The 15372-nt window shown below is 60.7% G+C and carries 12 protein-coding genes and 2 tRNA genes; 7 read left to right on the forward strand and 7 right to left on the reverse strand.

Annotated features, from left to right (window positions below; genetic code table 11):
* Positions 1-51 precede the first annotated feature (51 nt).
* Complete coding sequence (glmM, locus tag LNV23_RS17875) at positions 52-1383, forward strand: phosphoglucosamine mutase (protein WP_263517512.1); 1332 nt, start codon at positions 52-54, stop codon at positions 1381-1383.
* A 113-nt stretch (positions 1384-1496) separates the two neighbouring features.
* On the opposite strand, the gene LNV23_RS17880 is transcribed toward glmM, so the two are convergent.
* The 4 genes from LNV23_RS17880 to trxA all read right to left on the reverse strand — a co-directional run bounded on the left by LNV23_RS17880 (position 1497) and on the right by trxA (position 5578).
* Positions 1497-3146 (reverse strand): glycosyltransferase family protein, encoded by a 1650-nt coding sequence (locus tag LNV23_RS17880; RefSeq protein ID WP_263564224.1) that lies wholly within the window; start codon positions 3144-3146, stop codon positions 1497-1499.
* A 169-nt stretch (positions 3147-3315) separates the two neighbouring features.
* Entirely contained in the window at positions 3316-3573 is a 258-nt protein-coding gene (locus LNV23_RS17885; protein ID WP_263517510.1) for a type B 50S ribosomal protein L31, read from the reverse strand.
* Positions 3574-3731: 158 nt separating this feature from the next.
* The gene (gene rho / locus LNV23_RS17890) at positions 3732-4997 is read right to left on the reverse strand and encodes a transcription termination factor Rho (RefSeq protein WP_263517509.1); all 1266 of its coding nucleotides are present in this window, start codon (positions 4995-4997) and stop codon (positions 3732-3734) included.
* Positions 4998-5248: 251 nt separating this feature from the next.
* Positions 5249-5578: a thioredoxin TrxA gene (gene trxA, locus LNV23_RS17895; RefSeq protein ID WP_263517508.1), complete on the reverse strand. Its 330-nt coding sequence runs from the start codon at positions 5576-5578 to the stop codon at positions 5249-5251.
* Between the two features lie 287 nt (positions 5579-5865).
* Between trxA and LNV23_RS17900 the strand changes: the two genes are divergently transcribed.
* The 4 genes from LNV23_RS17900 (at position 5866) to LNV23_RS17915 (ending at position 9483) form a co-directional block, all read left to right on the forward strand.
* A tRNA-Pro gene (locus tag LNV23_RS17900) sits at positions 5866-5942 on the forward strand.
* A gap of 201 nt (positions 5943-6143) precedes the next feature.
* Complete coding sequence (locus LNV23_RS17905; RefSeq protein WP_263564225.1) at positions 6144-8132, forward strand: OPT family oligopeptide transporter; 1989 nt, start codon at positions 6144-6146, stop codon at positions 8130-8132.
* Between the two features lie 126 nt (positions 8133-8258).
* A tRNA-Arg gene (locus tag LNV23_RS17910) sits at positions 8259-8335 on the forward strand.
* Positions 8336-8886: 551 nt separating this feature from the next.
* On the forward strand, positions 8887-9483 hold the full coding sequence (locus LNV23_RS17915) for a hypothetical protein (protein ID WP_263564226.1): 597 nt from the start codon (positions 8887-8889) through the stop codon (positions 9481-9483).
* An 8-nt stretch (positions 9484-9491) separates the two neighbouring features.
* Here the strand turns inward: LNV23_RS17915 and LNV23_RS17920 are convergent, their stop codons facing one another.
* Positions 9492-10184 (reverse strand): glutathione S-transferase C-terminal domain-containing protein, encoded by a 693-nt coding sequence (locus LNV23_RS17920; RefSeq protein ID WP_263564227.1) that lies wholly within the window; start codon positions 10182-10184, stop codon positions 9492-9494.
* A gap of 81 nt (positions 10185-10265) precedes the next feature.
* On the opposite strand from LNV23_RS17920, the gene LNV23_RS17925 reads away from it, so the two are divergent.
* On the forward strand, positions 10266-11009 hold the full coding sequence (locus LNV23_RS17925) for a hypothetical protein (protein ID WP_263564228.1): 744 nt from the start codon (positions 10266-10268) through the stop codon (positions 11007-11009).
* 78 nt (positions 11010-11087) lie between these two features.
* Here the strand turns inward: LNV23_RS17925 and LNV23_RS17930 are convergent, their stop codons facing one another.
* Complete coding sequence (locus LNV23_RS17930) at positions 11088-11792, reverse strand: Crp/Fnr family transcriptional regulator (RefSeq protein WP_263564229.1); 705 nt, start codon at positions 11790-11792, stop codon at positions 11088-11090.
* A gap of 214 nt (positions 11793-12006) precedes the next feature.
* Between LNV23_RS17930 and LNV23_RS17935 the strand changes: the two genes are divergently transcribed.
* The gene (locus LNV23_RS17935; RefSeq protein WP_263564230.1) at positions 12007-14124 is read left to right on the forward strand and encodes a type IV pilus assembly protein FimV; all 2118 of its coding nucleotides are present in this window, start codon (positions 12007-12009) and stop codon (positions 14122-14124) included.
* A gap of 27 nt (positions 14125-14151) precedes the next feature.
* On the opposite strand, the gene LNV23_RS17940 is transcribed toward LNV23_RS17935, so the two are convergent.
* Positions 14152-15336, reverse strand: a complete 1185-nt coding sequence (locus tag LNV23_RS17940) for a pyridoxal phosphate-dependent aminotransferase (RefSeq protein ID WP_263564231.1) — start codon at positions 15334-15336, stop codon at positions 14152-14154.
* Positions 15337-15372: the final 36 nt, after the last annotated feature.

Below are 15372 nucleotides of genomic sequence, written 5' to 3' on the forward strand. Positions count from 1 at the left end.
CTTCGGCGACTGACCGACAATAGAGAACTGTCTTTCAGGAGGGTGCTCACAATGAGCCGCAAGTATTTTGGTACCGATGGTATTCGTGGCACGGTTGGCCAGGCGCCAATCACGCCGGACTTCATGCTGCGCCTTGGGCATGCGGTCGGTCAGGTTCTGCGCAAGAAGTCGAGCCGCCCTAGCGTTCTGATTGGCAAGGACACCCGTATTTCCGGCTACATGATCGAGTCGGCGTTGGAAGCCGGCTTTGCTTCGGCAGGCGTCGATGTGCAGTTGACTGGGCCTCTGCCGACGCCTGGCGTGGCCTATCTGACCCGGGCATTGCGGCAGGATTTGGGCGTGGTCATCAGCGCCTCGCACAACCCATTTGCTGACAATGGCATCAAGTTCTTCTCGGCCAAGGGTGAGAAGCTTCCGGATGCCTGGGAGCTGGCTGTGGAAGCCGCATTGGAAGAGCCACCTACCTGGATCGATTCCGCCAATTTGGGCCGCGCCCGACGCATCGGTGATGCCCGTGGCCGCTATATTGAGTTCTGCAAAAACAGCTTCGGTTCGGATCTGACCCTTAAGGGTTTGAAGATCGTGGTTGATGCGGCGAACGGCGCGGCCTATCACGTGGCGCCCGACGTCTTCCATGAGTTGGGCGCCGAGGTGATTTCGATCGGCTGCAGCCCCGACGGCTTCAATATCAATGCCGGTTTCGGCGCGACTTCACCCGCCGCCTTGGTCAAGGCAGTTCATGAGCATGGCGCGCATTACGGCGTAGCTCTGGACGGTGATGCCGATCGCCTGCAATTGGTTGATGCTCAAGGGCGCCTCTACAACGGCGATGAGCTGCTTTACGTCATGGTGGCCGACCGACTGTCTCAAGGCTTGCATGTGCCGGGTGCGGTGGGCACGCTGATGACCAATATGGCCGTCGAGCTGGCCCTTCGTTCGCGCGATGTCGACTTCGTCCGCGCCAAGGTGGGGGATCGTTATGTTCTGGAGGAACTCAGCGCGCGCGGCTGGCAGTTAGGTGGTGAGGGCTCGGGTCATTTGCTGGCCTTGGACAAGCACACCACAGGTGACGGCATTGTCAGCGCGCTCTTGATCTTGCAAGCGATCAGCCGCACGGGGCAGTCCTTGTCCGATCAATTGGCGGCGGTGACTTTGTTCCCGCAGACCATGATCAATGTGCGCTTGCAGCCTGGGCAGGATTGGCGCAGCAATGCCCATCTGGCGCGCGAACAGGCGGAAGTGACGGCCGAACTCGGCGATCGTGGTCGCGTGCTGATTCGTGCCTCGGGCACCGAACCCTTGTTGCGTGTGATGGTGGAGGCCAGTGATGCCGCCCTGGCTCAACAGAGTGCACTGCGCTTGGTCGAGGCCGTCAAGGCTTGAGGCTGCTGATCGGGGCAGGCTGCTCGCTGCCCGCGTCTGTCATTGAAAGAAGGCCTCTGCAGATTTGATCTGCAGAGGCCTTTTTGTTGAGGCGCCCGGGACCTGGCAAGGCCTCAGATTCGTTTCAGGACCACGAATCCATTGGTCTTGTCTGAGGGGCGTCGCACGGCTGCAACCAAGGTCCAGCCGCTGGCAATTTCGATCGCATTGCTTTGTATGGCGTAGCTGCATGCGGTCTGCTGCAAGGTCTTGTCGGCCTCCACACGCCAACGGCCCTGGAATTGCAGTGCGGCCAAGGTGGCCAGGGATTGGTCGGGCGCGGCCACGCAGTTGATATCGGCTGGCAGGTGCGCACGCAGCCGCTCTACCAAAGGGCCATTGCTGCGGATGAAATCCAAGGGCGGAAGCAGCAAGGTCATGATCAACAGCCAGCTCAAGCTGACGCCACCGGCTGGCAAGACCAGACTCTTCCAAAGTGCATGTTGGTGCCGGGCTGTGCGCCAACGTACCAAGGCGATCCAGGCTGCTGTGGCCAGGGTGGCCAACAGCAAGGCCAGAGGATTGAAACTTGGCTCGAAGCTATCTCCTAGGCCCAAACGGCGCAAATTGCTCATGGGAGTGCGCGGCCAGCCCAAGTGCATGGAGACGTAGTGCAGCCAGAACAGCAGGGCCCAGGCGCTGAAGAAGAAGACCGAAAACCAATCCATGGCAGCGGCAATGCCGCGCTGCAAGGTCGGCAAGGCAAAGCTGGCCAGCACGGCCATGGCCGGCAGGCTGAGCAAGAGCGCACGGTCCGAGCCGCCCATGAGCACACTGGTCAGCAAAGGCACCAGTGCCGCAAGGAGTGGCAGCAAGATATGCCGACCCTGCCAATGAGCGCGCCAGCGCCACAGTGTCCACAGCGACATCGGCCAGACGGGCCAGCAGAACCAAGCGAGCAGGCTCAAGTTGCGTTGGGCTTGATCCCAATCCAGCGTGCTTTTCAGGCGCCAGGCCCAAGCATTGAATTCCCAAGCGCTCAAGGCGGCCAGCCCACCGGCAGCAAGCAGCCATGGCGTCAGGCTGCGCACTTCGGAGAAGCGTGAGCGTTGGCACAGCCAAGCGCCGATGCCGGATAAGGCGAGAGCGACCGCCGGCGCGCCACTGGCTGCCAAGATGGGCAGTGCGAACAGACTGGCCCAGCGAGCCTTGGTGGCCCGATAGGGCGCTGCAGCCAAACCGTAGAGGTAGATGCTGATGGCCAGTAGCTGCAGGAGTTCGGGCGTGGTTTCATGACCCAGTTGCAGCAAGCCCAAAGTCGCAATCAAAGCCAGTACAGAACCATCGGCGAGTGCACGGGCGTAGTCCACTGCCTGGGCTTCTCCGCCGAAGGCAAATGCGACCGGCTGTGCTGCATCGGTGCGCGCCAAGTGAAAGCAGCTGTACCAGACCAGCACCAGAACCAACGCAAGGATCAGTGCATAGGGTAGGCGGGCCGCAAATGCGGCGTCGGCAAAAGGCATGGCCTTGATCGCCAGTGCGCCGATCCAGTAGGGCAGGGGGCCGCCCTCGGCCGGAATGCCGGCAATGGCCGGCTGCCACCACGGGGCGCTGCCTTGGGCGATGCTGGCCATGAAGCCGAATGCGCTCAGGTCGGCATTGCGCCATGGGTCGCGGCCAAACAGTCCAGGTAGGACATAGGCTGCGCAGAACAGGATCAGGGCCAGTCGGGGCAGACGTTGGGCGCTGCGTTCGGCAACGATGGCGGGGGTCGGGCGGTTCACTCGTGTGGCGGGCTGGAAGTTTCTTGAATTCGGATCATGCCGCAGAACCGCCAAACTAAGTGACGCCTGCGCACTCGTCGTCGGTAAAGTACTTTGCCTCTGGGCCTATGCAGACAGGCATGAAAAAAGGCAGCCGCAGCTGCCTTTTGTGTCTTCGGCCCGCTTGGGCTTACTTCTTGGCGAAGCCCGCAAACTTGTTGCGGAACTTTTCGACACGGCCGCCCAGGGAGTCGATGCTCTTCTGCGTGCCGGTGTAGAAGGGATGCGATTCGCTGGTGGTTTCCAGCTTGACCAGCGGCACTTCGCGGCCGTCGTCGAGCTTGGTGGTTTCCTTGCTGGTCACGGTCGAACGCGTGATGAACTTGAAACCGTTGGACTGATCCACGAAGCAAACGTCGCGGTAGTTGGGGTGAATGCCGTCTTTCATGAGAGACCTCTCGCTTTGCGCTGACGTGCCGGGAGCCAAGTCGCACCATGCGACGCACTTTCCGACAGCGACAAAAACGCGGATTATAGCAATATTTTTTAGATGCCGACCCCAGGTCGGCTCGGCGCCCGCGTCTGCGGGCCTGGGTCCAACAAGCTTTAACCGCCCCGACGCATCATGTCGAAGAAATCAAGGTTGTTCTTGGTGGACTTCATCTTGTCCAGCACGAACTCCATCGCCTCGATCTCGTCCATGTTGTAGAGCAACTTGCGCAAGATCCAGCTCTTTTGCAGGATCTCGGGCTTGAGCAGTAGCTCTTCGCGGCGGGTGCCAGACTTGTTGATCAGGATCGAAGGGTAGACGCGCTTTTCGGCCATGCGGCGATCCAGATGGATTTCGCAGTTGCCCGTGCCCTTGAATTCTTCGTAGATCACTTCGTCCATGCGGCTGCCGGTGTCGATCAGCGCGGTGCCGATGATGGTCAGCGAGCCGCCTTCTTCCACCTTGCGAGCGGCGCCGAAGAAGCGCTTGGGGCGCTGCAGCGCGTTGGCGTCGACGCCGCCGGTCAGCACCTTGCCTGAGGACGGCAGGACGTTGTTGTAGGCGCGGGCCAGGCGGGTGATGGAATCAAGCAGGATGATCACGTCCTTCTTGAGTTCGACCAGGCGTTTGGCGCGCTCGATCACCATTTCGGCCACTTGCACGTGGCGGGCGGCCGGCTCGTCGAAGGTGGAGCTGATCACTTCCCCGCGCACGGTTCGGATCATCTCGGTCACTTCTTCGGGGCGCTCGTCCACCAGCAGCACGATCAAGTGGGACTCGGGATGATTGGCCACCAACGCATGCGCGATGCTCTTCATCATCTCGGTCTTGCCGGTCTTGGGCTGGGCGACGATCAGGGCGCGCTGGCCTTTGCCGATGGGCGCAATCAGGTCGATGATCCGGCCGGTGATGTTTTCTTCGCCCTTGAAGTTGTCGCGCTCGAGTTTGAACGGTTCCCTGGGAAACAGGGGCGTCAAGTTCTCAAACATGATCTTGTGCTTGCTCTCCTCCGGCGTCAGTTCATTGACGCGGTCGACTTTGACCAGGGCAAAGTAGCGCTCACCGTCTTTGGGTACGCGCACTTCGCCTTCGATCATGTCGCCGGTGTGGAGGTTGAAGCGGCGAATCTGGCTCGGACTCAGGTAGATGTCATCGGTCGATGCCATATAGCTGTCGTCGATGGAGCGCAGAAAGCCAAAGCCATCCGGCAGTACTTCGAGCACGCCGTTGCCGAACACTTGCTCGCCAGCTTTGGCGCGCTTTTTCATGATCGCAAACATCAACTCCTGCTTGCGCATGCGAGCGACGTTATCGATCTCCAGCTCTTCGCCCATCTTGATGAGTTCGGAGACGTGAAGTGCTTTCAGTTCGGAAAGATGCATGGGTGAACACCCGGTAGGTCGTCAGGGTCCTGCCAAGGACCGGGGACTTAAAACTTCGGCGGCAAGCGCAAATCGCCCTGCAAGCCACGCCAACGGCACAGAAACAGCCAGCGGAACTGCGAATACGAAAAACGAGGGAGCTTGGGCGCCGAGTCCACGCGCCAAAACCGTCGATGCGGCCAGGGCGTGTTGGCAATTCACTGTTGCCGCGAGCCGGGATCCGGGTGGTCGCGGCAACAGATTGGTGATGATTATAGGTTAGCGTCCAGGAAGGCCGTCAATTGAGCCTTGGACAAGGCGCCCACCTTGGTGGCGGCCAGCTGTCCGTCCTTGAACAACATGAGCGTGGGGATGCCGCGGATGCCGAACTTGGCCGGAACTTCGCGGTTCTCGTCAACGTTCATTTTGGTGACTTGCAGGCGATCACCGTAGTCCTTGGAGACTTCGTCCAGGATCGGGGCGATCATCTTGCATGGGCCGCACCACTCTGCCCAATAGTCGACCAGCACGGGCTTGCCGGCTTGAATCACGTCGGCGTCAAAGGATGCGTCGGAAATGTGTTTGATCAGTTCGCTGCTCATGGAATGTCCTTGGACGAGGTCTCGGCGGGGTGCCGACAGAAGTCCAGTCAGGGCTGGCTTGAATGTCGCAAGATTTTGACACAAAGCCTCCTGGTCCGTGAGTCGCGGCCAATTGCGCAGGCCGGCTAGCGTCAGAGGGCCACGTTCTTATTGGCTGGGGATTGAAGCGCCTGACATAACGAGGCTATTCGGCGGATAGAGTTTTGCTGGCAAACCAGGGCTTGGAAGAATTGTTTGGTCATGTTCCCTGTGGTGATGAATTTTCAGGCTAGAATGGCGGTCTTAGTCGGGGCGTAGCGCAGCCTGGTAGCGCATCTGCTTTGGGAGCAGAGGGTCGCGAGTTCGAATCCCGCCGCCCCGACCAAGATCTTTTCGAGCAACCCGCTGCAGGCAATCGCTGGCAGCGGGTTTTTTCGTTGTGCGAAGGGTATGTGAAGACCTCGGCTGTAGGCCGTGCTCTATGAGGTAGCCCTGGGTTATCTCGCCTTCACTGCGCGCAGTTCGAACCTGAGAATTGCGCCCTTCATGGCCTTACCGGGCCAGCCAACCAAGAAGAATCTCTGTCATGGCAATTCAACAACTGACCGACGAGCAGATCAGGACCTGGACGCGCGCCCAAAAGGACGAGTGGTGGTTCAAGAACGTGTTTCGCGGTGATATGCCGCAGCTCACCCTACGCTCGGCCTTGACTGGCTTTCTGCTCGGTGCTGTGCTTGCGGCGACTGCCCTGTACATCGGTGGCAAGACGGGCATCGGCATCGGTGTCGGTTTGACTTCCGTGATCCTGTCGTTTGCTTTGTTCCGCGCGCTGCACGGTGCCGGCCTGGCCAAGGATTACACGATTCTCGAGAACAACTGTACGCAGTCCATCGCAACTGCGGCCGGCTACGTGGTCGCGCCCTTGTACTCGAGTCTGGCGGCTTACATGCTGATCACAGGGCGCATCATTCCCTGGTGGCAGATGATGATCTGGATGGCCGTAACGTCGATTCTCGGCGTGCTGGTGGCTTTTCCGATGAAGCGGCGCTTCATCAACGATGAGCAACTCCCTTTCCCTGAAGGCCGTGCCAGCGGCGTGGTGTTGGATGCGCTCTATACCGGCGATGCGGCGACGGGCATTTACAAGGCTCGTCTGCTGGGCGCGGTCGCCGGGTTCACCGCTCTCTATCAGGCCTTGGTCAGCGATGGCTGGATGAAGCTGCTCCAATTCAAGATCCTGCGCATGGATCAATGGGCGGGCATGAAAGAGCCTTGGTATTTCCATGAGCGCTTGGATACCTACTATTACCAAGCGGCCGTGAAGGCTGAGTTGTGGATTCCCAAGATTCTGGGTACCGATTTCCGTGTGCTTGGCCTTCGGCTGACCTTGGATGCCGCCATGATTGGCGTGGGCGGCCTGATGGGTATCGCGGTTGCCACCAGTTGCTTGTTGGGCGCGTTCATCAATTTCGGAATCCTGGCCCCACTGATGATTCAGGCCGGTGACATTGCCCCCCGGGTCAGCCCATCCGGAGTTGTCGTTCCGCTGGGTCGTGCCGAGATCGTCAATCAATGGTCCCTGTGGTGGGGTGTGACGATGATGGTGGTGGGCTCGCTGACCAGTTTGCTGGCCAAGCCGGAACTGTTCACCAGTCTGTTCAAAGGCAAGCCTAAGGGGGCGGCTGCTGCCGTGAAGGGCCCTGATCTGTTGGCGAATATTGAAGTGCCATTGTGGGTGTCGTACGTCGGTATTCCGGTGTTCAGCCTACTGGGTGCTTGGGTGACGCATCTGTTCTTTGGCGTGCCCATGTTCCTGGCACTGGTGTCTTTGCCTTTGATCTTTGTGTTGACGATCATCTGCGCCAACTCCATGGCGTTGACCTCCTGGACGCCGACCGGCGCGCTGTCCAAGATCACCCAGTTCACGATGGGCGCGATTGACCGCAGCAACCCGGCCAGCAATTTGCTGCCGGCCGGTATGACCTCGGAAATCGCTTCGAACGCTGCCAACTTGCTGTCCGACATCAAGCCCGGCTACATGCTGGGCGGCAAGCCGCGTCACCAGGTGATTGGTCATGTGATCGGCATCTTTGCTGGGCTTGCTGCATGCGTGCCCCTGTATTTCCTGCTGTTCCTGCCTGCCGATGCGTCCGGGGTGCGTTCGACGACCACGCTGGTGACCGAGCAGTTTGCGATGCCCGCTGCGTTGCAGTGGAAGGGTGTGGCGGAGTTGATTGCCAAGGGCATTCAGGGGCTGCCGCAATCGGCGGTGGTGGCCATGATCGTGGCTGCTCTGAGTGCTTTTGCGATTGAGGTGGCCCGCATTGTCACCAAGGGCCGCTTCCCCTTGTCGGCAGTCTCCATCGGTCTTGGCGTGGTGCTGCCGCCTGAATCGGTGTTCGCCATGTGGGTCGGTGCGTTGCTCTTCTGGCTGATGGGCTTGCGCAACAAGAAGCCGGGCAGCTCTGGCCACCGTTTCTGGGTTGAGGGTTGCGAATCCATCTGTGCTGGCTTGATTTCCGGTGCGGCCTTGATGGGCATTGGCAACGCCATCGTCAACGTGCTGCTGGCCTGAGCGCCGAATAGGGTGGCGGCCTGGGCGCTTGGCGCCTTTGGCTGCGTGGCACAATCGCGGCCCGCACTGAGGGTCTGTTGCCCATGTGCATCGGGCGGGTCTTGCTCCCTGTGCAAATTCCTTCATCCGACCATAGCTCAACTGGATAGAGCACCCGCCTTCTAAGCGGGCGGTTGCAAGTTCGATTCTTGCTGGTCGGGCCACTTCTTGCGCTTGCGCCTTGTTTCGGTTTCGTTGAGTCGCGAGATTCTTTTGTTTTTGCGATTGCGTGCTCGCCAACTTCGCGGCGCGCGCACGAGAATCCCGCTGAATACCGGCGCCCTAGGGTTTTCCTTGCCCTCTCATCTCGCTTGAATTGAAATTTGACGCCGAATTCCTGCGTTTTGGGGGGTGATTTGCTTTCGCAAGGGTTGCATCTTGCGTGTTACAGAACGTAAAGTAGACTGCACAAAACGAGGGAAGCGATGCACCTTGATGTGCTCGCGCGGAGGGGGAGCGGGGCGGGTCTGAACGGGCCTGTCTCGCAGCCCAGGGGGAATGGCTTGGAACGCATGCGGGCCTCAAGGCCTGTATTGGATGTGATTCCTTGTGAGCTGGCGGCGCCCTCGTGGCGCCGCTTTGCTTTGCTTCGTGGCCTCGGCTTCGGCGGTCGCCGCTTTTTCCCTTGGATTCAATTGCTAGACTCCGTTGAGAGTGTTGCCTTCCAACTCCCACTTTGGGCCCGAAAAACTGGATCGTCTTTCTGCGCAGCATCATGAGTCGTCTTGAAGCCCGCCAGCGCTTGCTGCTGCCCGTTATTCTGGCTCTGTTGACCCTGGCACCTGCCGTGCAAGCTCAGGCAGCGGAATGCCTCATGGTGTTCGGCCATGGGCGTAACTACGAGCCTGCCATGGCGGCACAGAATGCGCAGTGGGATCAAGTCAATCTGCGTTTCAACCGGCAGGTGGTGGAGTTGCTTAATAAGGCGGCTCGACCGGCTCACGGCATGGTGCTTCAGGTGGCCGCCATAGATCTGGCGCGCAACCTGGGACTGCTACTCAATGAAGCCGAACAACGCGGCTGCGCCCAAGTTTTGGAAACCACGGTGTTTGCCGATGCGGAGTCCGCGACATTCAAAGCCCGACTGCGCCTGTATCCCGTCCTCGGCTTGAAAGGGCCGCGTGCGGCCGATGCCGGCCTGAGCATTGGTCAAGCGCTCTATACCAATGAGCGTGGATTTGAACTCAGTGCGCGCAGCCTGGAGCGGCTGCGCCCAGAGCTGCTGGCGCGGGCCATGACCGAGGAGTTCCTGGCGGCTCGGTCGCAGGCCGTGCTGACCGAAGGGCAGGCCGCACCTGATCGGCCGCAATGATGACGCATTCAGCGTCGTCGGTATTGGCTCATTCCGAACAAGGTGTCGCGCGCTTTGTCATCAAGCAGTGGTCGGCGTTGTTCCTCAAGCACAGCCAACCCGCGTTGCACCGCGGGCCGTGCAGCGATTTCGTCAAACCAGCCCTTGAGATGTGGAAACTCCGACAGTTGCACACCTTGGTTTTTCCAACTGCGCAGCCAGGGAAAAATGGCCATGTCAGCAATGCTGTAGGCTGGGCCCCCAAGGTAGCGACTGGCCGCCAAGCGTTTATTCATGACGCCGTACAAGCGCTGCGCTTCATTGGTGTAGCGCTCGATCGCGTAATCGATCTTTTCCGCGGCGTAGATGCGAAAGTGGTGCGCCTGTCCGAGCATGGGGCCTACGCTGCCCATCTGGAACATCAACCACTGCAGCACTTCATACTTGCCCGCGGTATCGGCGGGCAGGAATTTACCGGTCTTGCCGGCGAGGTAGAGCAGGATGGCACCCGACTCGAACAGGTGGATCGACTGTCCATCGGGGCCTTCGCTGTCAGCGATCGCGGGGATCTTGTTGTTTGGGCTGATGGCCAGGAAGGCGGCTTCAAATTGGGCGCCGCTGCCGATGTCCACAGGGATCACCCGATAGGGCAGTCCACATTCTTCCAACATGATGTGAACCTTGTGGCCATTGGGTGTGGGCCATGAATACACTTCAATCATTTGGGTTCTCCACCTTGGCCAGACGGTCGATGCGGACCGCATCGGGTCGCAGCTCTGGCGATTGCCGCATTGTGCTAGCTCATGTTTTTTAAGCAAGTCAAACACTGGTTTGTGGCCCGCTCCAACGCAGCACGGTGGCGGCCCATCCATGATTGGTCGGAGAGCCGCAGCGCTCAGTTCCGACTGACGCGCGACGGCCGGGGCTTCGTGATCGAGCAGCCCAAGGCCTTGCCTGGGAGTCTGCGTATCGAGTGGGGTGCTTCGCAGCGCGGCTATATCAAAGGCAATGAGTTGCGCATGCGCTGCGAGTTGCGCTTGCACAGTGACCTGCAAATGATGGTCTTGTGCCGTCAGCTGATGGATGCCTTGGAGTCCACGGTCTTCGAGGCCTATACGGACACCCTCAAGACCCGCGTCGATACCGACACACCCGAGGAGATGCGTTGGCTGGTGATGTTCCCCAAGGTCAGTCAGATCAGTTCCAAGCTGGTGCGTCAGCGCTTCGGCGCGATCGGCGTCAACAAAGACCTGACTGCTGCTTGGCTGGAAGGTGAGTTCAGCGAGGTGTTGGCTCAGGCCAGTCAGGATTTGCTGCCCGAGGGGCATCCCTTTGTGCTGATGACCATGCGAGGCAACGCCTATCTGCGTACTGCCATGGAGCAGCCCAGCCTGGTGGCGATTCAGGGCTTGCTCAAGGTGCTGGAGTCAGCTTGCCGTGAGGCACAGCGCATCAACGGCCGCTTGTCCGACAGCGGCCCTTGGCCCACCACCACCTCGATTGCCTGGCAGTCTTCTCGGCCGGAAGAGGATCTCAGCCAGCCTTGAGCGGGGAATTCGGCTAAGCCTCAAGCCGGCCTGACCAGAAGCGCCCGACGCTGTCCATGCTGTATTGGCAGGCTGGCCTCAGCGGTGCGCTATCGCCAGAAGTTTCTCGCGGTTCAGCACGACCAGTCGTGTCGGTTCAACCCTCACCGCACCCTCGCGCTCGAAACTCTTGAGCTCCTGATTCACGCGTTGACGCGAGGCGCCCAGCAGCTGGGCCAGGTCTTCTTGAGCGAGTTGTAGCCCAATACGGATTTCATCGCCCTGGAGCTCTCCGTAAGAGCGCGCGAGAAAGAGGATTTGCTTGGCCAGACGAGAAGCCAATGGGCGCGTGTTGAGGTCTTCCACCATGTCGAACATCAGGCGCAGGCGGCGGCAGTTCAGGCGTAGGAGCGCCTCATAGAGCTCGGTGTGGCGCTGCAGCAGTTCTTTGAAATCGGGCTTGCGCATGACCAGCAGGGTCGTCTCGCCGTGCACGCTGGCGTCATGCGTGCGAGGCAAGCCGTCAAACAGCGAGATGTCGCCGAACCAGGTTCCAGGCTCCACATAGGTCAGTGCGATTTGCTTGCCTGCCAAGGAAACTGAGCTGACACGTACGGCGCCTTTGGCGACGGCCATCCATTCTTCGGCGGGCTCTCCCCGGCAAGACAGCAAGGCACCGTCGTGCAGGCGGCGGACTGAGGCGCGGGCGAGTATGTCGCTTCGCAATGCGGTCGACAGCTTGGAGAACCAGGGGCCGGAGTCGATGTTGTGGCGTTCAAGCTGTGTGAGGGCCGAGCTGTTCATGGTGGATCGCTGACGTGACGACGGGGTTCCGCTGTCTGGCCCGACATTGTCTATGAGGGCGAGGGGAAGCTTCTCTGAGGTGAGATGGGCGAGCGGCAAGAATGGGCATGAGACTCGCAAATAGCCGGTTGAAGCCGGGCTGTTTCGCGGCTTCAGCAAGTCCGCTCCAGGGGGCCTCCATGCTAGAGTGAGTCAAACAACATTTACCCCCGGCATGGACCGAGATTTCCCACAGTCCTCTCATCTTTGGCGCAAGTCCCGTGTGCTGGCGCCGCTGCTGATCAGTTGGACCGGCCTGGGGTTCGGGGTCGCTGGCAGTGCCCATGCGCTGGGGGTGGACAGGCCGCTGACTCAGTCGGCCTTGGGTCAGGCCTTGAGCCTGGTCTTCCCGGTCTTGCTCAAACCCGGTGAGATGCTGGCCGCCGAGTGCGTGCAGGCGGATGTGTATGCCGGTGAGGCGCGTGTGCCACCCAATTTGGTCCAGCTGGTGCTGGAAGGGGAAAGCGAGGGGGCTGTGCGCGCCGTGCGCTTGTACAGCCCCGTTCCCATCAATGAACCGCTGGTGCATGTCAGCTTGAGCCTGGGTTGTCCGACGCAGCTGAGCCGCCAGTACACCGCCTTTATCGATCCACCGGGGCTAGACCAAGGCGTCCGTGTGGCAACTTCTGCTGCAACTCGGCCGCCGCAGTATTCTCCGGCCATGCGCGCGGCTCTTGGCGCTGCTGGCGCGCGACCGGAAACCTTGCTGGCCGCTGCGGTCCGTGTACCAACTCCGCCTGTAGCCCAGCCGTCCGCGCCCCCTATCAAGACCCCGGTTACGGCGCTCATGTTGGCCGAGTCAAATCAGCCTCAATCTAGAACCCGGGCCAAGCCTTTCCGATCGGTGGGCGCGAAGAATGTGCCTGTGCCCCCTGTGGCGGCCGGACCGACGCCACAACTTCGCTTGGAACCGCCAGACGCTGACGAAGCGGCCGAATCGCCCTTGGCTCAGATCGCCGCGGCAGAGACGGCTCTGTTGCGCCTGCGCCAGCTCGAAGAGACGCTCAACCGCTTGCAGCACGACAACCAGGTCAGTCGTGGCAAGCTTCAGGCCTTGCGCACGCAATTGGCTGCGCCCGAGGTTTCTGAGTCACCTCCGCTTGAGATGCTGGCCCTGGGCTTGCTGAGCCTGGCCTTTGCGGGCCTCAGTGCCTTTCTGTGGCGCAGTCGCAGTCGCGAACGAGCCGAACGCGACGCGGCATGGTGGAGTGCCGGGCGAGTCGGTGAAGCCATGCCGGAGTTGTCGCCAGCGGACTCAGATCCGGCTGCTGGCAATGGGCCTGGTGCCGGCGTTTCAAATGCCCCGCAAGCGGCTCCGCATGCCCAAGGGCGCGCAACTGCCTCTAGTGAACCTGAGCCGTTCGCCGGTGTACCTGCCTTGGGCAGCCAAGACGAGCGCACCATCACCATACCGCCACAGGATGTAACGGAACTCGCCGACGGCTTCACTGAGGGCCATCTGGGTTCCATGCGAGATGAAGTTGTCGAACCTTCGGGCCGCAGTGGACCGACCGCGGTCGGGGTGACGCAGGATGATCTGAATTCCGGACCCCTGAGCATTCAGCTGCTCGACACATCGGCCAATTTCGTCAACGAAACCGGCGCGTTCACGGCGCCAGTCCCCTTGAATGTGACGGCCGTCGGTAACGATCATGTGACGGTCGAAGAGCTGATCGACCTGGAGCAGCAGGTCGAATTCTTCCTGGTGTTGGGCCAGAGCGAGGCTGCGATTGAACTGCTGCAGGCTCGCATCAATTTCGGTGGCGCCAGTGCCTTGCCCTATCTGAAGTTGCTGGAAATCCACCAGCGTCAGGGTGAGGAGATGTACTTCAATGAAGTCGCGGCCAGCTTCGCCAAGCGCTTCGATGCATTGGCGCCCACTTGGGGGGCTGATCTCAACTCCGGCCGCGATCTTGAAGCTTACGCTGCCGTCGTCAAGCGAGTGCAAGGGCGCTGGGTGGATCCCGCTGCCAGCATGGCGCTTTTGCAGGATCTCTTGTCCAAGGGTGGGGATACTGGCCATGGTTTCGACCTGCCCGCCTACCGCGAACTGCTGTTCCTCTACAGCGTGGCTCGAGACCGTTCCGAGCATGAGGTCCGCAGCGATGAGATCGACCTCTTCCTTCCCCTGGACTCTCAGAACAAGCCTGAGGACGGCCACCAATTGATGGCAACCATGATCTGGCAGGGCAAGGAGATGCCGGGGCCGCAACACGCGCTGGAGGTTGACATCTCACTCGATGATGAGCCTGTGGCGCCAGCTTTGTCTTCCGGTGCAAACAGCCGCCACTGATTTGAGCTGGCACCTTTTGGCTGCGAATTAGAGTTGCTTGAGTAGTGTCAAGGCGTGGTCCAAGGTGCTGTCTTGCTTGGCAAAGCAGAAGCGAATGATTTTGAGCTCACTCGCCCGCATCTGGTCTTCCTTGCTGTTGTGAAAGGCCGAGATGGGAATGGCGGCCACGCCGACTTCTCGGGTCAGCCATTGGCAGAACTCGCTGTCGTTCAGTTCGCTGGGCTTGCCCAGTTCGCGGTAGTCCACACATTGGAAATAGCTGCCTGAACAAGGCAGCAGGCGCAGTCGCGAAGCGGCCAGGCCAGCGCGGAAATGGTCGCGCTTGCGTTGGTAAAAGGCGGGCAGGGACTGGTGCGGGCGAGGGTCCTCGAGGTAGCGGGCCAGACCGAGCTGCACTGGCGTGTTGACCGAGAACACCGTGTACTGATGCACCTTGCGAAACTCAGCGCTGAGCGAAGCAGGCGCCGCCACATAACCGACCTTCCAGCCGGTGACGTGGAAGGTCTTGCCGAAACTCGAAACGATCAGGCTGCGTGCCGCTAACTCGGGAAAGCGCGCCACACTTTGGTGGGCTGCGCCGTCGAACACCATGTGCTCGTACACCTCATCGCTGATCAGTAAGACCGAGGTGCCGCGCAACAGCTCCGCCAGGCTGAGCATCTCCTGCGCGCTCCAGACCGTGGCGCTAGGGTTGTGTGGCGTGTTGATGATGATGGCGCGGGTGCGCGGGCTGAGTGCGGCACGGATGCGCTCAAAATCGGGCCGGAAGCTGTGCGGGTCCAGCGGCACGCGCACCAGCACGCCGCCGGCCAGTTCGACATTGGGCGCATAGCTGTCGTAGCAGGGTTCCAGCACCATCACTTCGTCGCCCGGGTGGACGATGGCCAGCAGCGCCGTCAAGATGGCCTGGGTCGCCCCCGCGGTGATGGTGATCTCCCGCTCCGGGCAGTAGGCCATGCCGTGGCTGGCCAGAAGCTTGGCAGCCACGGCCTCTCGAAGCGCCGGCACTCCGGGCATGGGCGGGTATTGGTTGTGCCCGGTCTGCATGGCCTGATGGACGGCCTCGATCAGTGCCGGGTCGCAGTCGAAGTCAGGGAAGCCTTGGCCTAGATTGACTGCACCATGGGCTTGCGCGAGGGCAGACATGGTGCTGAAGATGGTGGCGCCGACGCGCGGCAGGCGGCTGATCAGCGCCGGTGTTTCGAAGTTCATTCGGTCTAGCAGTTGAGGGTCAGCCCATGGGTGACC

It is taken from the genome of Kinneretia sp. DJ1R-11 (assembly GCF_025717595.1).
GTDB lineage: Bacteria > Pseudomonadota > Gammaproteobacteria > Burkholderiales > Burkholderiaceae_C > Paucibacter_A.